This is a genomic window from Paenibacillus prosopidis, from assembly GCF_003337375.1.
In the GTDB taxonomy this organism is placed as follows: Bacteria; Bacillota; Bacilli; order Paenibacillales; family Paenibacillaceae; genus Pristimantibacillus; species Pristimantibacillus prosopidis.
Window position 1 is genome coordinate 178,327 of sequence record NZ_QPJD01000002.1, and the last position, 20,253, is coordinate 198,579.

Annotated in this window: 22 protein-coding genes; 6 read left to right on the forward strand and 16 right to left on the reverse strand. The window is 47.6% G+C overall.

Translation table 11 applies throughout. The annotated features are described in order from the left end of the window. Positions 1 to 275: 275 nt before the first annotated feature. From DFP97_RS03050 to DFP97_RS03080, 7 genes are all read right to left on the reverse strand, one after another. Positions 276 to 2,168 carry a putative amidoligase domain-containing protein gene (locus DFP97_RS03050; RefSeq protein ID WP_147275014.1) on the reverse strand — a complete coding sequence of 631 codons (1,893 nt, stop codon included), beginning with the start codon at positions 2,166 to 2,168 and terminating at the stop codon, positions 276 to 278. A gap of 115 nt (positions 2,169 to 2,283) precedes the next feature. Then, positions 2,284 to 2,847: an outer spore coat protein CotE gene (locus tag DFP97_RS03055; RefSeq protein WP_114378500.1), complete on the reverse strand. Its 564-nt coding sequence runs from the start codon at positions 2,845 to 2,847 to the stop codon at positions 2,284 to 2,286. 107 nt (positions 2,848 to 2,954) lie between these two features. Then, the gene (locus DFP97_RS03060) at positions 2,955 to 3,923 is read right to left on the reverse strand and encodes an aromatic acid exporter family protein (RefSeq protein WP_114378501.1); all 969 of its coding nucleotides are present in this window, start codon (positions 3,921 to 3,923) and stop codon (positions 2,955 to 2,957) included. Between the two features lie 38 nt (positions 3,924 to 3,961). Then, complete coding sequence (locus tag DFP97_RS03065) at positions 3,962 to 4,759, reverse strand: ABC transporter permease (RefSeq protein ID WP_114378845.1); 798 nt, start codon at positions 4,757 to 4,759, stop codon at positions 3,962 to 3,964. Positions 4,760 to 4,841: 82 nt separating this feature from the next. Beyond that, positions 4,842 to 5,663, reverse strand: a complete 822-nt coding sequence (locus DFP97_RS03070; protein ID WP_181873340.1) for an ABC transporter ATP-binding protein — start codon at positions 5,661 to 5,663, stop codon at positions 4,842 to 4,844. 4 nt (positions 5,664 to 5,667) lie between these two features. Beyond that, positions 5,668 to 6,678 carry an ABC transporter substrate-binding protein gene (locus DFP97_RS03075; protein WP_114378503.1) on the reverse strand — a complete coding sequence of 337 codons (1,011 nt, stop codon included), beginning with the start codon at positions 6,676 to 6,678 and terminating at the stop codon, positions 5,668 to 5,670. 158 nt (positions 6,679 to 6,836) lie between these two features. Beyond that, positions 6,837 to 8,351 (reverse strand): carboxypeptidase M32, encoded by a 1,515-nt coding sequence (locus tag DFP97_RS03080; protein ID WP_114378504.1) that lies wholly within the window; start codon positions 8,349 to 8,351, stop codon positions 6,837 to 6,839. Positions 8,352 to 8,494: 143 nt separating this feature from the next. Between DFP97_RS03080 and DFP97_RS03085 the strand changes: the two genes are divergently transcribed. Next, complete coding sequence (locus tag DFP97_RS03085; RefSeq protein WP_114378505.1) at positions 8,495 to 8,812, forward strand: iron-sulfur cluster biosynthesis family protein; 318 nt, start codon at positions 8,495 to 8,497, stop codon at positions 8,810 to 8,812. Between the two features lie 13 nt (positions 8,813 to 8,825). Then, positions 8,826 to 9,389, forward strand: coding sequence for a beta-class carbonic anhydrase (locus DFP97_RS03090; protein ID WP_114378506.1), 564 nt, complete (start codon positions 8,826 to 8,828; stop codon positions 9,387 to 9,389). 22 nt (positions 9,390 to 9,411) lie between these two features. Here the strand turns inward: DFP97_RS03090 and DFP97_RS03095 are convergent, their stop codons facing one another. Next, positions 9,412 to 9,951 carry a DUF309 domain-containing protein gene (locus tag DFP97_RS03095; RefSeq protein WP_245975875.1) on the reverse strand — a complete coding sequence of 180 codons (540 nt, stop codon included), beginning with the start codon at positions 9,949 to 9,951 and terminating at the stop codon, positions 9,412 to 9,414. 161 nt (positions 9,952 to 10,112) lie between these two features. On the opposite strand from DFP97_RS03095, the gene DFP97_RS03100 reads away from it, so the two are divergent. The 3 genes from DFP97_RS03100 (at position 10,113) to DFP97_RS03110 (ending at position 12,918) form a co-directional block, all read left to right on the forward strand. Further along, positions 10,113 to 10,529: a hypothetical protein gene (locus DFP97_RS03100; protein ID WP_245975877.1), complete on the forward strand. Its 417-nt coding sequence runs from the start codon at positions 10,113 to 10,115 to the stop codon at positions 10,527 to 10,529. 2 nt (positions 10,530 to 10,531) lie between these two features. Further along, complete coding sequence (locus DFP97_RS03105; protein WP_181873341.1) at positions 10,532 to 10,810, forward strand: YxcD family protein; 279 nt, start codon at positions 10,532 to 10,534, stop codon at positions 10,808 to 10,810. Positions 10,811 to 10,998: 188 nt separating this feature from the next. Next, a complete protein-coding gene (locus DFP97_RS03110) occupies positions 10,999 to 12,918 on the forward strand; it encodes a glycosyl hydrolase family 18 protein (RefSeq protein ID WP_114378508.1) in 1,920 nt (639 codons plus the stop codon). Positions 12,919 to 12,973: 55 nt separating this feature from the next. On the opposite strand, the gene DFP97_RS03115 is transcribed toward DFP97_RS03110, so the two are convergent. The 3 genes from DFP97_RS03115 to DFP97_RS03130 all read right to left on the reverse strand — a co-directional run bounded on the left by DFP97_RS03115 (position 12,974) and on the right by DFP97_RS03130 (position 15,855). Further along, entirely contained in the window at positions 12,974 to 13,465 is a 492-nt protein-coding gene (locus DFP97_RS03115) for a hypothetical protein (protein ID WP_114378509.1), read from the reverse strand. Beyond that, a complete protein-coding gene (locus tag DFP97_RS03120; RefSeq protein ID WP_114378510.1) occupies positions 13,466 to 14,254 on the reverse strand; it encodes a hypothetical protein in 789 nt (262 codons plus the stop codon). Between the two features lie 440 nt (positions 14,255 to 14,694). Next, positions 14,695 to 15,855, reverse strand: coding sequence for a sensor histidine kinase (locus tag DFP97_RS03130; RefSeq protein WP_181873342.1), 1,161 nt, complete (start codon positions 15,853 to 15,855; stop codon positions 14,695 to 14,697). Positions 15,856 to 16,038: 183 nt separating this feature from the next. Here DFP97_RS03130 and DFP97_RS03135 point away from each other — a divergent pair, with 183 nt between their 5' ends. Continuing rightward, positions 16,039 to 16,353, forward strand: a complete 315-nt coding sequence (locus DFP97_RS03135) for a hypothetical protein (RefSeq protein WP_114378513.1) — start codon at positions 16,039 to 16,041, stop codon at positions 16,351 to 16,353. An 84-nt stretch (positions 16,354 to 16,437) separates the two neighbouring features. On the opposite strand, the gene DFP97_RS03140 is transcribed toward DFP97_RS03135, so the two are convergent. The 5 genes from DFP97_RS03140 to DFP97_RS03160 form a co-directional block, all read right to left on the reverse strand. Continuing rightward, positions 16,438 to 17,007: a manganese catalase family protein gene (locus DFP97_RS03140; protein ID WP_114378514.1), complete on the reverse strand. Its 570-nt coding sequence runs from the start codon at positions 17,005 to 17,007 to the stop codon at positions 16,438 to 16,440. A 62-nt stretch (positions 17,008 to 17,069) separates the two neighbouring features. Further along, the gene (locus DFP97_RS03145; protein WP_114378515.1) at positions 17,070 to 17,333 is read right to left on the reverse strand and encodes a spore coat protein CotJB; all 264 of its coding nucleotides are present in this window, start codon (positions 17,331 to 17,333) and stop codon (positions 17,070 to 17,072) included. Between the two features lie 2 nt (positions 17,334 to 17,335). Next, entirely contained in the window at positions 17,336 to 17,566 is a 231-nt protein-coding gene (locus DFP97_RS03150; RefSeq protein ID WP_114378516.1) for a spore coat associated protein CotJA, read from the reverse strand. A 176-nt stretch (positions 17,567 to 17,742) separates the two neighbouring features. Next, positions 17,743 to 18,735 (reverse strand): ABC transporter permease, encoded by a 993-nt coding sequence (locus tag DFP97_RS03155; RefSeq protein WP_114378517.1) that lies wholly within the window; start codon positions 18,733 to 18,735, stop codon positions 17,743 to 17,745. Beyond that, entirely contained in the window at positions 18,732 to 20,222 is a 1,491-nt protein-coding gene (locus DFP97_RS03160; protein ID WP_114378848.1) for a sugar ABC transporter ATP-binding protein, read from the reverse strand. Before DFP97_RS03160 ends, DFP97_RS03155 begins: the two co-directional genes overlap by 4 nt. Positions 20,223 to 20,253 lie beyond the last annotated feature (31 nt).

Below are 20,253 nucleotides of genomic sequence, written 5' to 3' on the forward strand. Positions count from 1 at the left end.
TAACGGTAATAAATGGCGCTATAAACTCTACTTCTACTACCACTGAAATAGAGGAAAAATTAGGCGTTATTCATCGGTTTTTGATGAGTCAGAGGTAATTCAATGTGAATAAGACCCAACAGTTCCGCTATTGAACCAGTCATTTCCTCCAACTAAAAGAATAAGACCACAAATGACCGTTATACAACCTCGTCCTACTCACTTTGGTTAGTTAATCGACTCTTTCCTCCAACGTAGAGACGGGACTTGTAAATGAATGCAGGACATTCTTTTCATTATGGCGTCGGTATACGCCATTTCGCGCGTATATCTGAGCTTTCGTCCCAAGTCGCGCCGCGCCTAGCCGCGTCGAACAGCGGTTCTATGAACGGGGCGAGCCCGGGATAGCTGGCGGTTGCGGAGATGGACGCGGCAACACCTTCTAAGCATACGGCGAGCTCCAAACGATCGCCGGTGTAATAAGCTTCGACATACCGCTCCTCGAGAGCCGGTATGTAAGGCAGCGCTAGAGCCTCGCGGGCGCACAGCAGCGCCAGCGCGAAGGCGGCCTTGGCGGCTGCAGGCGAGATGAGCCAGCTTGGCAGCGTGCGGTACTCAAACCCGCCATGCGGCTGCTGGCGGAAGTCCCCGAGCGTACCGTACCTTGGACGCCGTGCCCGCCCGGCGGGATCTTCAATTAGCGCAAACGGGAATGCCGTGCAGCTGTCAAGTAAGCGGAGCAAGCGGCTCGTAAGCGGCGTTCCGCTCAAGTGGATGTGCCCGCCGAGCGATAGCCCCGGCACGGGCATAGCTCCAGCGGCCCAGCGCAAAGCGGGGTCGCTGATCCGTGCGGCGGCGCGGAGCATTAGCCGCCGTACGTTCGCGGCGAGCGCGGCCGGGTCATCGGCCGGCTCGGGCCGCAGCTCGGCGACGGGAAAGAGCAGCCGTCGCCCGACAACCAAGGCGTCGGCTCCCGCAGCCCCGCCGACGCCAGCACCAAAAAACCGCGACGCCGACGCCACCTTCCCGCTCGGCGTCACAAGCACAAATTCCGGATCGGCGCCAATAAGCATCCGCCGATCCACTGCCTCCGCTCTCGCCGCCGCATACCACGCGGCGAAACGCCGCAGCGAAACCGCCTCCAGCCTCGTTTCCCTCAGCCTCGGCCAAGCTGCTCGGACGGAGGTGCGCCCGTCCCCGCCCAGCGCGACCTCGACCTCTCCGATATCGAGGCCAAGGGCATAAAGTGCCTGTACGGCGGTGCGCACCACCCGCCGCAATGCCGGATCCTCCGGCCAGCGCCCTATACTCTGGCCAACCACATCCCGCGCCTCCAGCGCAGCTCCCTCACTCGCTGCCCGGCTTGCACGCTCCACCCGCTCGTTCTTGCTTACCGCCAGATCACTTCGCTCCGCCCGCGCCTCCAGCGCAGCTCCCTCACTCGCTGCCCGGCTTGCACGCTCCACCCGCTCGTTCTTGCTTACCGCCAGATCACTTCGCTCCGCCCGCGCCTCCAGCGCAGCTCCCTCACTCGCTGCCCGGCTTGCACGCTCCACCCGCTCGTTCTTGCTTACCGCCAGATCACTTCGCTCCGCCCGCGCCTCCAGCGCCTCTCCCTCACTCGCTGCCCGGCTTGCACGCTCCACCTGCTCGTTCTTGCTTACCGCCAGATCACTCCGCTCCGTCCGCGCCTCCAGCCCAGCTCCCCCGCCCGCTGCCCCGCTCGCCCGCTCCGCTATCTCGTACTTGCTTGGCCTATTCCGCCCCGCCGGATCCCCGTGCTCCGCACGAAGCTGCGGCTTGCCGCCAAGCGCTCTTCCCTGCGAATCAATACGCTTCATATCCACAGGCTCCAAATGAACCACGCTGACAAGGTACAGCCTCTCGCTCTCGATCGGCGCACCGCCGCATAAGCCCGTACGCCGCCAAATACGCTGCTTCTCTTCATCGGACATGCGGGCAGCAATAGCACCATTAACATTCAGCACCCAAATACCGGGGAAACGGCCGCTATCGATCGAATGTGCTTCCGACCACGCGATTACCGCGTCGCCAGCCTTAACCGCCGTCCAGGACTCCATATGCAGAGGCATCCCATTCCTTTCACCGGAGGTGTGCTCCTGTCTCTCCGGGTAGGTTATCCGCTCCAGTCGATCATAGCTGCCGCGCCATATCCACGTCGAAGCCATCGCCATTCCCGCCTTTTCATTTTTTTTGATTTGAGAAAAAAAAAGAGGGCTTTCGCCCTCGAATTTACTGCTCGCGCAGCATATGATACCTTGACAGCAAAGCTTCCCGGCTTGCTTACAAATCATCATCCAGCAAATCTGGATCCAAATCCTCATAATCATTATCGCCGAGGCTGAACTCCAAATCTTTGCCGTCCAGGTCGCCGCAACCGCCTGGAACAACTGCTACACAAACTTTAGTCTCGGCGACTAATTCCACCGAAAACTCACGCTCTACGCGAATCTTGACACTTGAGCCGTTCGAAGAAATGTTCGCTTCGACACAGTTCGGCTCTTGAATCACATCAGCGGATACTTCCTCCGTTGAAGCCCGATGTTTCGGATCTACATAGGAGAGGCTAACGTGCTCCACGTAATGTACAGATTCCTTAGCCACGTCTGTTTGCGAGTTTTTGCTGTACGAATACCAGATGTTGATATCGTAAGTACCGATTACCTCAATGCCGTCGCCCGAACGAACCGCTTCATACTGATGGTTGATGATCCATGCGCCCAGAATACTGGTCGGATGATGAGGCGGCGTTACGGTATGGGTTACAGTGGAAAACTTACGACCTTTGCCGCAGACAGCTTTAGTAATTATTTGTCTGTACTGGAGCTGTTTATCTGCATTAGTCATTGATTTAACCTCCTCCATACAATCATTCATTTAAAGTGTATGCAGGACATTCGTCTAGGGTGACTGTTTCTTTTCCCGCTGCGCAACGAATTTTTTCCCTCTATATTCTATGGCTGAAGTTCGGACGAAATGACTTTTCTTTTTTTTAATCGCTTTGCGATTCCCAAATACCTCTCCAGCTCATGCAGCAGCATGAGCAGCGCGGCGCGAACCTCAAATTCATCCCGCGTTTTGGGCAGCTCCATCGTTCGAAAGGCTTTGGCGAGCTCATACAGCCTTTCTTCGACGGAGCCTTCATACACATCCGATTTCACATCGCTAGATAATTGTTCAAGCAGCTCAGCGATCATGGCGGCCTGCGGCCAATTCTCATAAACGAGCGCAAGCTCTACGAGCATTTGCTGCACCGATTCAAGCTGCTGCCGCCTCATTTCGAAATAAGTCGACCAGTAGTGCTCCTGTCCCCACAGTCTATTCTCCCGATTACGCACCGAACGCTGGGCGCCTTCCTCAATTGCGCTGTACGCCTCGAGTATTTCGCCGCCATTCCACACATGTGACGGATTGCGCAAGGTCAGCGCCATTTCTTGAAAAATAACCCCGAAACTTTGCTCGATGGACGCGCGGTAGTAGCTGAGCCGGTGCTCATCCTTTGGCATATAGATGATGTTGACGACCGTTGCCCATCCTAGCCCCGCAAGCAGCAGCATGATTTCGTTGCCGATCAGTGAAGTTGTTACTTCCGCACGGTCGAAAAGGTGGAAGACAATAACCGAGCTAGTCACTATTCCATCCTTTAACTGAAATCGGGAAAGCACCGGGAACGTAATAAGAATGAATATAGCAACCGCCCATATGTGAAAGCCGAACAATGAAAAGATTAGCGATGCGAAAAAAAGTCCAAGCACTGAAGCGATAAAACGGACAAATGCGCTCTTCAGCCCTTTCATCCGTGTCACTTCAACGCCGAGTATAGCCAAAATCCCAGCGCCTAGCGGCGGCTCCAATCCCAAATATACAGCTGTATAAATAGCTGCGATGGCGGCTAACGCCGTTTTAATAATACGAATGCCCATAAATTAACCTCGCGAACGATAAGACTTTATTTTACATCCTACCGCTCACGCCAGCCTGCCGTCAACCGCCGCTCAAGTACTCCTACGAACTGATACATAACGGTTGCAACCGCAGCGATGACGATCAAGCTTGACAGTACTAGTGTAAAGTTGAATACCTGAAAGCCATAAATAATCAAATAGCCGAGACCGAGCTTCGCAACGAGAAATTCACCAACGATTACGCCGATCCATGCCAGCCCGACATTTACCTTTAGAGTCGAAATAATAACGGGGAACGATCCCGGCAATATGACCAGCCGAAACAATTGCGAGCGCGACGCTCCGAACAACCTAACAACCTTTATATAGCCCGAGTCGATTTCCCGGAATCGGTTGTATATATTTAAAGTCGTAATAATAACAGTAACCGATAACGTAATCACAACGATCGACATAAAACCGGGTCCAAGTCCGACGATAAAAATCGGTCCAAGCGCTACCTTCGGCATACTGTTAAGAACGACCAAATACGGGTCAAAAACCCGTGACAGAAACGGAAACCACCAAAGCATCGCCGCGATAGCCGTACCAAGCAGAGTACCGAGCACAAACCCGACTATCGTCTCGGTAACCGTCATGCCGACATGCGGCCAAATCGATCCGTCAGCCATCGTCTTCCACAACTGTTTGAACAGCTTAGACGGATAACTGAACAACAAAGGATCAATCCAGTCATTCCGTCCCGCAGCTTCCCATAAACCTGCAAACAATAGGAGCAGCAAGGTTTGCGTCGTGCCCACCGCGGCAGTTAAGCGCCGCTTGCGCTGTTTAAAACGAACATGGAGCTCATTCATCCAGTCCAAACGGTCCTCCTGAATACCCGATACAGACGCAATCTCATGCTCTATAGACTCCGGCTTCACCAGCCGTTTGCGCTCATCCACCAGTTCCGCCTCCTTCATCGTCAACTGCATCGAGCTCTGCCCAAAGCCGCTCGAATATATCTTGAAAGCCAGGAAGCTTACGCGCAACCATCGGCGTTGCGAGCCGGATGTCCTCCGGCATCTCCAGCTCGCACCGTATGTGGCCGGGATTTCGTCCGAGCACGATAACGCGGTCGCTCATCGCAGCCGCTTCCGCCAAGTCATGCGTAACGAGTACGGCCGTTTTGCCAAGCCGCTTCAGCGTTTGAAACACCAAATCTTCAAGCTGAAGCTTAATATGCAAATCCAGGGCCGAGAACGGCTCGTCGAGCAGGAGCACCTCAGGCTCTGTCGCGAGCGTACGCGCAAGCGCGACTCTCTGACGCATGCCGCCAGAGAGCTCATACGGATACCGGTGACCTGACCCGGGAAGACCTAACTCAGTAAGCAAGCGATCTACGTCTTCAAGTGCTTTCTCCGTCTTCCGGCCGCTTATTTCCAGCCCTATAGCGGCATTATCTCTAATCGTACGCCATGGAAACAAATAATCTTGCTGCAGCATATAACCAACCTTTGAAGTGGGGTGAGTAACCCTCTTGCCATTTAGCAGCACTTGCCCCTTTGTCGGGAGAAACAGGCCCGCCAGCAAACTAAGCACCGTCGTTTTGCCGCAGCCGCTAGGACCAACCAGGCTGATGAATTCCCCGCGCGAAACAGACAGTTCGATCTTCTCGACCGCAAGCGAGGCTCCTTTTTCATTCACATAAACATGAGACAATTGCTGCAGCTCAAGCACCGGTACGTGCGTCATGCCAGCATCCCTACTTCCTTCCATGCAGTTATTTCACCGCTTCGATTGCTTTCTCGGCAAAGCTGGTGTCAACAAGCTCACTGTGCTCCGTCCGTTTCTCCAGCTCGCCTGCAGTCGTAATGACATCAAGGAGGTTGTTCCATTCCGCTTCATCAATAATGGGATCAGTAGCAAACGAGCCCTGCTGCTTGTAGCGATCAATAGCACTAATCAAAATATCGCGCTCTACATTTTCGAAGAAAGGAAGCACAACATCCGCAATCGCTTCAGCATCATTTTCCGCTACCCACAGCTGCGCTTTATGGATGGCGTTTGTGAACGACTGAATCACTTTTTTATTTTTGTTAATATAGCTTTCTTTCGCCATAAAAACGGTGTATGGCAAATGTCCGCTTTCTGCACCGAACGAGGCGACAACATGGCCTTTTCCTTCCTTCTCGAAGATAGATGCCGTCGGCTCGAACAGCTGTACATAATCGCCAGTACCGGAAGCAAAAGCAGCTGGAATGTTAGCAAAATCTACATTTTGAATAAGCTCCAGGTCAGCCTGCGGATCGATCCCCTTCTTTTTCAAAGCGAATTCGCCGGCCATTTGCGGCATGCCGCCTTTTCTTTGACCGAGGAACACACTCCCTTTCAGGGAGTTCCAATCAAAGCTGTCGGCCGCCTCGCGGGCTACGAGAAACGTTCCGTCGGTTTGTGTGAGCTGAGCGAAGTTAATAATCGGATCGTCCGTACCCTGCTGATACACATAAATCGATGTTTCCGAACCGACAAGCGCAACGTCGATCACGTTCGAGAGCAAGGCGGTCATCGTTTTGTCGCCGCCCGGCGTCGTTGTCAATTCCACGTCAAGCCCTTCCTCTTCAAAAAAGCCTTTCGCAACGGCGACATATTCCGGCGCATAAAACAACGACCGCGTCACCTCGCCAATCCGAACCTTCACCTTCTCCGAATCTCCTTTGCCGCAGCCAGCCAGCACAGCAGTTGCGACAAGCGTCACCGCAAGCAGCAGTGACAAGAAAATACGTCTGTTCATTTCCAATCCCTCCTGCACATATGCGTTTAATAGATGTACTCCAGCCTATGCGCTACTATCTTGGGCGGTGAATAACCGCACAAAAAGAAGGCTGCCCGCATATCGTCTTCGACGACGGGACAGCCTCCTGCTATCATTTTATTCCTGTTCCCTCGGTTCTAAAGCTTGTAAATGTCTGTATATTTGCCCGTTAAATAAGTGACCAGATGCTGTGGATCAAGCGGCTTGCCGGTTACGCTCTGAATCAGCTCGGAAGGCGTTCTTAGCTTGCCGTATTTGTAAATACGCTCGGTCAGCCACTGCTTGATTGGCAGAAGGTCGCCGCTTCCGACGAGCTTCCACATGCCTTGCAGCTCGCGCTCCATCGTATCGGCAATTTGCGCCGCATACATATTTCCGAGAGAGTAGGAAGGGAAATATCCAAATGCGCCACCCGACCAATGCACGTCCTGAAGTACTCCTTCTGCATCCGTAGACGGCGTCACGCCTAAATATTCTTTATATTTATCGTTCCAAATCGCCGGCAAATCAGCCGCTTTCGCGCCCTCGTTGAATATAAGCTTTTCCATCTCATAACGGATAATGATGTGCAAATTGTATGTCAGCTCATCCGCTTCAATCCGAATAAGCGATGGCTGCACAACGTTATTACCCCGATAAAACTGATCGACGGTTACGTCAAGCTGACCTGGAAAACGCTTCTGCAGCTCACCGAAATACCGGTCCCAGAACGGTCTGCTGCGGCCGATCACATTTTCCCAGAAGCGGGATTGCGACTCGTGTATGCCCATAGATGTTCCCGTGCATAACGTCGTTCCAATCAGCTCATCCATAATATTTTGTTCATAGAGCGCATGGCCGCCCTCATGGATCGTTCCAAACAGCGCGCTCGTTACGTCATTCTCCAAATAACGGGTCGTGATGCGCACGTCGCCCGGGCTCAATCCCGTTGCAAACGGATGGACACTCTCATCCAAACGTCCTGCCTCAAAGCTGTAGCCCATTTGCTCCAGTATGTATAAGCTGAACGCTTTCTGTGCCGATTTGTCGTACGATTGTTTGAGAAAAGACGTATCCGGCTGATGGGGTGAGTTCGCAATAGCTGCTGCAAGTGGCACAAGCTGTGCGCGCAGGCCTCCGAACACACGGTCCAGCTCGGATACCGTCATTCCCGGCTCGTATTGATCCAGGAGCGTATCATATCGGGTCGCCTTTGCGCCCCACAAGTCGATAAATTGGTTCGTGTACGAAATAACCTTTTCCAAGTAGGGCTGGAAACCGGCATAATCATTGTTTTCCTTTGCTTCCTCCCATTTCGATTCCGATTGCGAGGCAAGCACGACGTATTCCTGATAAAGCTTCGGCGGTATTTTGACACTGCGGTCATAATCCTTGCGTGCTTCCGTTACAAGCCTTTGCTCGATTTCGTCAAGTTCCGAATAGACGGAACCTTCTTCTAATGCCGACAACCATTCTCCAAGCTCAGGCGATGTTGACAGCTTGAACATATCGCCCGACAATGAGCCGATAACCTCCGAGCGGTTATCCATACCTTTGCGCGGCGCGCCTGTTCGTAAATCCCAATAAAGAACGCCAAGCGCTTCCTCATAGCTTTTGATTTTACGAATCGTCTCCTTAAAGCTTAGCAGCGCTTCTTTTTGCTGTACCGGCATAATTGTTCCGCCTTTCTATTTCGTTTGAACTTCAATTCCATACATTGGAACTTAACTTGATCTTACTTATTTCAATCCTTATAATCAACTTAAAACCTATATAGAAATGCAAGTGCACAGCTAGAGAGAGGGAGAGGAACTGAATGCATATTACATTCTCAAAGTCGGCCATCGACCGGCTTGCGCCTTACTTGAATGATGGAACAAAACAACTAAAGCTTCTCCATGATACGGAGGACTGCGGCTGCGTCGTCAGCGGTGTGCCTGCGCTTCAGCTTATTGCAGAGCCTACAGTAGATGACAAGCTCTCCCAAGGCGAGCCCTTCCCCTTCTGGTATGAACCGCGGCATGAAGTTTATTATGAGCCGCATTTACGAGTCGATTATGACGCTGCGCGCAGCAGCTTTAGCCTAAAGAGCGACAGCCAAATTTATACACATCATCTGCGTTTTTTGAATTAGGGGGATTATTATAGTGAATAAAATTGAGGATATATTAAGCTTTAACAAACAATTCGTTGAGAACAAGGATTATGAAAAATATTCGACCAGCAAATATCCCGATAAAAGGATGGTCATCGTCACTTGCATGGATACTCGGCTAACGGAGATGCTGCCCAAAGCAATGAACCTGAAAAACGGAGATGCCAAGATCATTAAAAATGCGGGCGCGATCGTTACGCAGCCTTTCGGAAACATTATGCGAAGCGTGCTGGTCGCTTTGTATGAGCTGCAGGCAGACGAAGTATTCGTCATCGGCCATCATAATTGCGGCATGACCGGGCTCAACCCCGAAGCCATTGTTATGAATATGATGGAACGCGGCGTTTCATCCGAGACGATTATAACGCTGAAGCATTCCGGCTTGAATCTGATGCGCTGGCTGACCGGCTTTGATAACGTCCGCGACAGCGTGGTGAACAGCGTTAGCATCATCCGTAATCATCCGCTGCTGCCGGCGAATATTCTTGTGCACGGTTTAATTATTGATCCGGAGACAGGCGAACTGGAGCTCGTAGACGGCGCTTACCCCATCTAACTAAAAAGGGAGCCTGGCGGCTTTAGGATAAGCCGCTGCGCTCCCTTTTTTTTGCAATAAACGCTGCTGATCTAGCCTCTATAACATCCGAGCGGTCTCTGACCGCGTGACGGTGAATGATCGACGTATCATGAAGAGGACTGGGCATCCCCCACACTAGACCACGTTCACTACAGACATGATCACATAGCATCTTTAGTTGATCGTTAATAATCCGTATATTGAAATCGGCATAATCCGCACCGGTGTTTCCCCGCAGCGCTCCCGTGCGTTCAGTCAATTGCTTTAATAAGCTTCCCTTGTCGATGCCAAGCTCTTCTAATGGGGAAATTCTCAGCCGCTGCTCCGCTTGTTCATACATTTTCATTGCACCCCGCAAGTTGCCGCGCCGATCATGATATTGTCCCACCGCGAGCTGGATGAGGCCGACCCACGTTTCAGCGAGCGTATCGCCCGGATGCTCCTTCCAATATTCCTCGAGCAGCTCATGGCATTCGAAATAATCTCTCGATGCATGAAATTCCACTAAATAGGAAACAAAAGCATTAGGAAATATATTCATGTCTTACCTCCGCCCAAATTAGAAGCATATTCAAGTAAAAACTTATACTTTTTAATATTTAAACCAGTTATAATAAAATATATGAAACCTTCGTCTATATTAGCCGTATTTCATGTTGTTAGCAATGCTTGTACTACGCATATCAGGAGGAGACAGATCAGATGAAAAAGGGATTCATGGTCATGATGGCACTAGCACTATTTTTCACATTAGGGTTCGGTCAATATGCCGATGCAAAACCACGGGGCGGCATGAAATCACCCAAGCAAAGCTTTACGCAAACGCCGAAGAAGACCGATAACGTAAGTCAGACAAATACCGGTACAAAAGCAGGCACGACTACCGGTACGACAAAACCAGGATTTTTCAGCGGCGGCGGCTTGATGAAAGGTCTGATGATCGGCGGCTTGGCCGGCTTACTGTTCGGAAGTATGTTCAGCGGCTTAGGCGCATTCGGTAATATTCTCGGGCTTATGATTAACCTGCTTGCCATCTTCGCGATTATTATGCTGATTCGCGTAGCATTCGTCTATCTTCGCAGCAAACGTAACCCGCCCGATGCCCGGAGACCTTACTAATCGTGCGAATATACACGGATGAAATTATAAACGCCATTTGCCTCCACATGGCCGATCGCAGGGGTGTTAGCCCGACGGAAGTGGAAGTGCAGCTTTCATGGGAAGAAGAGTATGGGTATACTGCCGAAGTTTGGGTGAATGGCCGAAGTCAATATATTATTGAAGCCAATATACTCGAGGCAATCGAGCAGTATATGTTTAAACAATATAATCGCCGCGTATTCCGATCCAGCATTACGCTTGATGCGGATGAAGAGTTTTGGGCGGATATTGCCGATTAACGAAATGAGCATTCAGACGCTGACCTTATCTCCATGATAAGGCAGCTCATGAATGCTTTTTTTGTGCTCGTATCATGGACTGATAGTCTCCTAATAATTACCGCACAAATAATGATAGATTTTGAGCAACCTCCCCTCTCTTTCTGCGTCTAATAGAAAGAATACGAGAGGAGTGTGATAGAAAGCTTATGAAGAAAAAAATAAGCGCGGCACTGCTGATGCTATTGCTTGGCTCAACCCTAATATCGGCGACGGCCAATCTAGTAGATGCAGCAGCAACCAAGATGACCAAATATCGTGTCTATCAGAACGATAAGGCGCTGCGTGAATTCGCGACGGAAGCTCAAGCAATCGCTTATGCTCAAAAATTTGGTTACAGTCATGTGGAGACTATTGCCGGACGCAGCTGGGTATGGCATAACTTTCCCCGTTACAAGGTTTATCAGAATGGACAGACAAACGCGAAATGGGAATTTAGCACATACGAACAAGCGCTATCCGTTGCAAAAAAATTAACGAATGTACATATTCGCGATCTCGAAAACATCGGTTGGAAGTATGAATCCCATACGAGATTTAGGCTGTACCAAGGTGATAACACCTCGCCAAAATGGGCATTCACTACACTTGAAGCCGCTAAGCAGGAAGCAAAAAAATGGGGCAATGCCCATATTATCGATTTAACGACAAATAAGTGGGTATGGGGAAATCTAACTTCAGCCCAGATCAAAAGCCAACGAGCAGCGAAGCCCGTCTATCAAATTACGGTAGATGGACAACCCGCGCAGGAAGATAAGCTTTATTCCTTCCTCTTGGACGCCATTAACGCATCCGGAGCTATTACCCGCAGCGATGTGATTAATACAGCTACAGGCTTAGTCGTTTACTCGAACGTTCCTGCTTATACAGTCCAACAAAACGGTTCTGTTGTTAACGAATTTGTCAGTCTGTATGAAGCGGTGCAGTTTGCCAAAAAAACAGCTAATGCCGAGGTAATGTACAAAGGCTCGGTATGGTGGTCCGGTATTCCTTATTTGACGGTCTATCAAGGTGATAAGAAGCTGAGAGCATTTAATACCCGCAATGGCGCAATCGCCTTTGCAAAAGCGTATGCGAACAGCTCTGTTCGAAATGCCGACGGCCGATCGATTTGGAGCAATACCAAAAGCTTAATCTATTTAGGTTGGAATGGCAGCGCAACTAGCTCTACCGTACTTAGCCATGTTGAAAACACTCAAGGACTTTCGATTGATTCTCCTACCTGGTTTGAATTGTCTGCAGCTGACGGTACATTAAAGGATGTATCGGACAAAACGATTGTAACCGCCTTTAAGGAGCAAGGCATCCAAGTGATGCCGCTCGTGCATAACCAATTTAACAGAAAAATGACGACTGAATTTTTGAAAAACAGCTCCGCTCAGCAAACGTTTATTAACAAGCTGGTCGGACGTTTGGTTGAACTCGGTGTTGCCGGCGTCAATCTTGATTTTGAGGAAGTAGCAGGCAGTGATCGCGCGGCGTATACCGCATTCGTAACCGCCCTTTCGAAAGCGGTGCACGCAAAGGGCTTGCAGCTATCTATTGATTTGCCAAGAGGCAGCGTCAGCTGGAACCATTTAACGGCTTATGATCATGCCGCACTCGCCCCTATCGTCGATACGATCATCATGATGGCGTATGATGAGCATTGGAGCGGCAGTGAGACGCCTGGCTCCGTCGCTGGTCTGAATTGGGTCGAGGAAGGCGTTAAGCAGTTTCTGGACTATGGCATTCCGCGCAGCAAGCTCATGCTGGGAATTCCTTTCTACGTCCGGGAATGGAAGCTCGACAGCACCGGCAAGCTTGTTGCCAACCGCGCTATTTACATGAAAGAAATAGCTGGGCTTATCGCAGATACAAATGCGCAAGCCGTGCCAGATCCTGAATCCGGGCAATTGAAATATAAGTATGTGAAGGACGGATTTACGTATTTGTTCTGGGCGGAAACCGAGGACACGATCAAAGCGCGCATCAATATCGCAAAAAAATACGATCTCGCAGGCGTTGCCGCATGGCGCTTAGGCTACGAGAGCTCCGATTTGTGGACCATGATGCTGCGCATGAAATAATACGAAATACCCTCGTTCACTCTGAACGAGGGTATTTTATATTCAACGATAACTATCACACGTTTTCTATGATACGATTCGTTTGTTCCTGATTATTTTTTATTTTGGCTAATCCTAAAGCTAAGTGCTCCCAAAGAACTCCTTCAACTACCTCTCCTTGACTCTCATCACAATCAATAATCAGGATTATTTCCGAGTTTTTTCCTTTTAACACTCTTTTCTTCTTTTTATAAACTTTGTATATGTATAAATCAATTAAAACACCTAGGGCAAACCCTGAGATCGCCCCAATCAATCCCCAATAGATAGGTCCCCACTCAAGAACAAACCCTCTGCTGGCACCTATCACTGAAAATATGACCGCAAGTCCCATTCCTTTTCCAACAAAAGTAACTCCGTCAGACTGATGGATGGTATCAAATATTTTACGTTCTTCCGTGCGATTATCTAACGGTACGGCAAAAATATCTTTAATACCCTTTTCCTCTAATTTTGTAATAGCCAATTCTATGTAATTGGAAGATTCAAACGTGGCATAAATTTGCAATCACTTCACCTTATTTCCTTTCATTATCGTAAAACCTGCCGGTTGGTAATGCTTTTTCAAGTAATTCTTTTGTTCTCTTTCGAATAATTTGTTGTTTTCCACTGTGTTTGTATAAGCATCATAAATTGTAAAAAAATAAAAAGATGGAAAATAAAAAAGCCATTGTGCATCTAATACGCTAGTGGATTTCGAAATATCCCCTAAGAGCAAATAGTGAATCGCTTCAAGAAGATGTGAATAATAAACGATGATTACGGTCATCACGAGATGGAAGAAACCAAGGACGAATCTGTTGATATATAATTGTCCCACACTGGGTATTGTCAGTGAGCACAAAAAAGCAACTATAGGGTTCTTTTTATCAAGGTAATTGATTTCTAGTGCCCCAATACTAAATGTATTAAATGGAGCGTTTTCTCTTTCTGCTAGAAGATAAATTTTGTTTAAATCCACCGTTGTGCGATAACTGTCCCAGATAGCAAAAAGATAAACAGGAATATATAAATGCATCATACTTACATCTAATACTGCTTTAGCTGATTCAATATCCCCCATAAACGAATAAACCATAGCTGAATTGAGATGTGTTTTTTGATTAATAAATAGTTCCCATATAAATAAGAGCATTCCCCGAATATATTTGGATAATAGCAGGTGCCCGAATCCTGGGAATGCCACAGACCAAAAAGCAACCATGTAAGGACTTTTTAAATGCAGTTGTGTTGTCCCGAAAATACTTACATGAGCTTTATAACGTCGATTTTTATTGGTGTTTGTGAAATTATCCAATGTCTCACCCTTATCTGCACTTTAGGAACATTATTTCCAAATTATCTATACCTTAATAAAATTAAAAAAAGGCTATAGAACTTTTCTAATAAAGAAAAGCTTCTATACCCTTTTTTGTAAGTAGGCTAATATTAGTGTTCGATTGTCTCTGTAACAAACACCCAATCACTTAGCAATATTCTTGCATAGCATACAGAGTACTCCATACGTAAGGAGGTGCATGAATAATGTCCGGTTTAGTTGGCGGGGCCTTCACGAACACGGGTACAATCCTGGTTCTCTTCATTTTATTGGTGATCGTTGCTTGTAGCTGCATGGGCTTTGGAGCCTACTAAGTAAAGGCTTAATTCTTTGCCTCCATGTATGATCCATGCAAAAATTCCTCCTAAAACCTCCCCAAAAGGCCCATTCTTGGGCTTTTTGCGTTTGCTTTACGATAATCAGCCTATAACTAAGCTTGATTGCTCCTTTATTTCTTGTAAGCACTTTAAGTTAAACATCATGCTGAACGTTGTTTCCTTTTGATTCGAGGAAAATGTAATATCTCCTTGATTTCTGTTCATGATCTGCTTGCTTATGGCTAATCCAAGCCCTGTACCTTCCTTCTTACTAGTAACAAAAGGAGTAAAGAGCGAATCTTTAATCGTTGTTGGAATTTCAGGTCCATTGTTTGAAATCGAGAGCAGATAGGTTTCTCCTTCGATCTTGCTGGAAACGACGATTTTCCTGCCCGTACTGACTTGGTACAATGCGTCTATACTATTGATTAAGATGTTTGATAAAACTTGCTGTATCGCGATTTTTTGTATATGCAGCGAACAATCTTGAATGGCATCATAATTTAGCTCAATATTCTCATCTATTATCCGAGGGTAAATTAATGAAATAACGGTTTCGATAATGGTGCTTGCAGATACATCAGCAAATGATTCTTCAATCACATCTTTTTTGGAGAAGCTGAGGAATCCGGTTATATGCATCTGTATGTTTTGAAATTCCATCTCGATTATTTCCAGGTAATTGATTAACTTATCAAAAGAACGATCGTTAATTTGTTTACGCATGATCTTGATAAATCCTAGAACAGACGTCAACGGATTTCTTATCTCATGTGCCATGCTGGCAGCCATTTTACCTATAATTGTCATTCGATCTTCATGCAATTCCGATATGGTGCTTTCCTTATCTGCAATTAAACGGTTTGTACACTCATTGTAATAATCAAAAATATATCGTTCAAATTGATCTAATCGCAAATTGATTTTTCGAACTACTTTCATTGGGATGATCTGATCGCCCAGTTTCTCTTCTATAAACTGCATAACAGCATTTCTCCACAAATGATTGCTATGAAGCAACTGACTGCTCGATATGTTGTTATCGAAAAGCAATTTATAATACCGCGGAACAGCTTTAACGTGCTCGTGCGACTCAAATGGAGAATCAGTATCCAGCATGAAAGCAAAATAACTAAGCCCATCTTGCAATAAACTCGCTTCATCTAACATGTCTAAGGAATTTTCATGAAAATCATCCAGCCATTTTTGTATGATGAAGTCCCTATTATTTCGTAGCGATATTAGAAATTGCGATTCATTCATGATTTTTAGCTCCTTGATAGTATCCATACCATTTCTACAAAATAAACCTAACTCCTTCCGGTTCCCAAATCTCATATCCAAATCTTTGTAATTATGCGTTTACAAAAATACGGTTTTATTATAAAATTCTTTATAGCGAACGTAAAGTTCTCAATCAATGTTTTGTCGGAAGGTGTTGATGTTATGTCAAAGATGAAAAAAATCATCAGTCTTACCGTATTGATTAGCGTACTTATGTTCCCGGCTTCCGCATTCGCTTCTTCAAATCATTCAACATCAGATAACAAGAAGAACTTTTTCTCGAATGTGGTTTCTTTTATTACCTTTAAAGGAAACGACACTTATCAATCTGACAAATATACAGTGTATAAAGATTGGGATAATAAAGGATGGATGGATTGGTTTGAAGATAAAGACGACTGGTGGGATGACATCTGCTGGTGGGAAGACAACAAAACGGATTCCTTTAAAATGTGGGAACGGTATTATTGCTACTGATCTTACTCAACAGTGGCCTTTTTATAAAAATACAAGAACCGCCCTTTATGTAGAACAATCTACTTAGAGGACGGTCTTTTTTGATTAATAATATATTTTTTCATCCCGTTTTTCTTTCAATATTTCAACCGCCTCGCGGAAACGAAGGGAATGCACGATTTCCCGCTCACGCAAAAACTTCAAGCTGTCCTGCAGATCGACGTCGTCTGTCAAATCAATCAGCCATTGATAAGTTGCCCTTGCCTTCTCCTCTGCTGCTATATCCTCATATAGATCAGCTATCGGATCCCCTTTTGCTTGAATATAAGCGGCTGTCCACGGAACGCCGGATGCATTTTGGTAGAACAACGCATTGTCATGCGCCGCGTAATGGTCTCCCAATCCAGCAGCTCTCATTTGATCCGGCGTAGCGTCCTTCGTCAATTTGTAAACCATTGTGGCGATCATTTCGAGATGCGCAAATTCCTCCGTGCCGATGTCCGTCAGCAATCCGATGACTTTATCCGGAATCGAGTAACGCTGATTTAAATAACGCAGCGCTGCTGCAAGCTCCCCGTCAGCCCCGCCATATTGCTCCAATAGAAATTTGGCCATTAGCGGATCGCACTTGCTGACCCGAACAGGATATTGGAGCTTCTTCTCATACACCCACATCAAAGTACCTCCTTCAACATACGCATTAGCAAATTACGTTTCGAAAGTCACTGACTGGAGGTCTATACCTGCCAAGGCCAAGGTGTATCGTTCCATGCCCAAGGTACGCTGGAGAAGCTATGCCCGAAATTCATTAGCGGGCCGTATTGTGATTCAAATTGGTGTGCAATCCGCATCCTTAACTCAGCGTACTGGTTGTACTGCTGAATCGCATTTGCATCCATTGGATGCGTGTCTAAGTACAAATTTAACTCGACCAGGACAAAATCGACTGCCTGCAGCTCATGCAGCTGCTTGTAGTAGGCGTCATCCACCATTTTGTGCATGCTTAATCATCACCTTCTTCTTCTTGCCTGACTTTTTGAGGACCGTAAGGACTGTATAACGCCGGCCAGAGCGTACCGTGCATCAAAGCCTCATAGGGATGGAATTGCGGCAAATTGGGCGGCTGAAAAGGAATAAATAATTGAGGCGGGGTGATGTAGCTTTTCACCCTTCTTGGAGGACAAGGGTCTAGTGGGCTGACGTACGGCTCGTAATAGCGTACCTGATCATTCACGATCGCAGACTCCTCTCGCTGTTTTCTTCGACCCAATATATGAATTACGGCTTGACTAAAATAACTTTTATTTCAGTTAGCTTGGCATTAGCAATCTTTCCGTAAGCCAATAAAAAAACCGCTTGAGCGTTAGCTTAAGCGGCAATAGCCTTACCAATATTAACGATTATTTCAGCTCAATGGTTTCTCCTGTAATAGGTAATGGCAAGAGCCAGAGCAAGTACTGAGCCCTTCACAATATCCATCGCGTAATACGGTACGGACAGCATGATGAGACCATTAGATAGAATACCGATCAGTACAGCGCCCGCAAACGTACCGAACGCATTTGGCTTTCCTGCTCCCAGTACGGAATACCCGATAAAAGCGGCTGCAACGGCATCCATCAAATAGGGGCCTCCCGCATTTACTTCGGCGTTCATGACCCTTGCACCAAGCACGATACCGCCTACTGCTGCAAATAAAGCTGATATTAAATAGGCAGTCAACCGATATCTGCTTACTGCAATACCGGACAGCTTAGCCGCCTCAGGATTGCCGCCAATCATATACATATAACGGCCATGCTTCGTATACGTAAGGAATAAATGAACCGAAACCACGATGAGCAGCATGATAATAATAATCCAAGGAACCTGTCCCAGCTTTCCAAACACTTTTGGAATTTGTCCTGCAGCGAAATCTCCGTTCGGCATAATCATGTTCTGCGAGATGGTCGCCCCCCTAGTGTAGGTAAGCGCCACACCCTGAAAGACGAACATCGTCGCCAGCGTCATCAGCATATCCTGAATCTTGAAATTGATGACCAGAAAGGCGTTAATCAAACCGACAACCAGACAGAACAAGATCGTGACCGCAATGCCCAAGCCGAAGTTATGCCCGTGCCAAACGTACATGGAGATAACGAGTGCATTCGCTAATGATGCTACCGATCCGACCGAAAGGTCAAAACCGCCGACAGCCAGCGAAACCGTCAAACCGATCGCAATAATCGTAACGATTGAAATCGATCGTAAAATATTAATAATATTGGCTGCGTTCAAAAAATTTTCGGTAACCGTACCAAACACAGCAATCAACAGCAAAATCGTAATTAGCGTTCCGTATTTGTACAAAAAATCGAATAAGTGAAACGTTTTTTTCTCCCGAACCGGTTCGGCAGCATTCATGTTAACAAGCCTCCAGTGCTGTACAGCAAAATCTCTTCCTCATCGGTATTCCGTGTCTCCAGCTCTTTGATAATGCTCCCGTCGTACATGACGTAGATTCTATCCGTAATGCCGATTATTTCCGACATTTCGCTGGAGGCATAAAGTATACATTTCCCTCGACCCGCGAGCTCCGCAACCAAATCATAAATATCCCGCTTCGCCCCCACATCGACACCTTTGGTAGGCTCGTCGAAGATGTAGACGTCCGCGTCCACGAGCAGCCACTTCCCGATCGCAACCTTCTGTTGGTTACCGCCAGAGAGGTTTTTCACGATTGCTTGCCCGTTAGGCGTTTTGATGCCCAAATTGCGGATTATTTCTGCAGAGGCGTTCTTTTCCTTGGCGGTGCTTAGCCATGGTCCCAATCTTGTGAACCGGGATAGAATGGCTGCTGTTAAATTAACGGAAACCGATTCCTCTACAAAGACACCCTCCCGCCTCCGTTCCTCGGGTACAAGCGCGAGACCGTTTTGTACTGCCTCATAAGGTGTGTTGATACGCAGCTTGCGTCCCTCTAAATAGATATCGCCCGATGAGGTCTCCGACGCACCGAACAATGCGCGGCACAGCTCCGTTTTACCGGCGCCGACCAATCCTGCAAGTCCGACGATTTCCCCTTTGCGGATATACAGATCCACATTGTTCACCTTGCCTTTGTCGCGAATGCCTTTCGCTTCAAAGCATTTCCCGCCAATCGTCGTTTCGGTTTGAGGAAACTGTCCATCCATTTTCGCTCCGAGCATATATTCGACGACTTTGTGCTGGTCGATCTTGGCGAGCTCTTCTCTAACAACGAGCTGTCCATCCCTCATTATCGTAATGTCGTCACAGATCTTGTACAGCTCCGGAAGGCGGTGCGAGATGAATATAATACCTACTCCGTCCGTTTTCAATTTTCGGATAAGACGGAACAATTGCTCTGTTTCACTGTGACTTAGCGGAGCCGTCGGCTCGTCCAGAACAAGAAAACGGCATTGCTTCGATACCGCACGGGCAATAAGCACCATTTGTTTCTCGGCAAGCGTCAAGTCTTGAACGAGCTTTCTCGTAGAAACCTTAACATTCATTTTGTCTAAAACCGCCTGTGCCGATTGATGCAGCTGCTTCCAATGGATCAGATGCCGCCCATTCATGTCATGCACCGTTTGATCCAGCATGATATTCTCCCCGACAGAGAGATTCGGAATCAATGCCGTATCTACCTCCTGATAGACAACCTGAATGCCGTTATCCTTCGCTTCCTTCGGATTACGAATATGCACTTCCTTGCCGTCGATACAAATTTCGCCGGTATAATGATCATACACTCCTGCAAGCACCTTCATGAGCGTAGACTTCCCTGCTCCATTTGCCCCGATCAAGGCATGCGCTCTTCCGGCAACGGTATAAAAATCAACTTCGGTTAGCGCCTTCACGCCTGGAAATGCAATCGAGATCCGTTTCATATCCAGCCGGCTTGCCTTTGAGTCGGTCAAC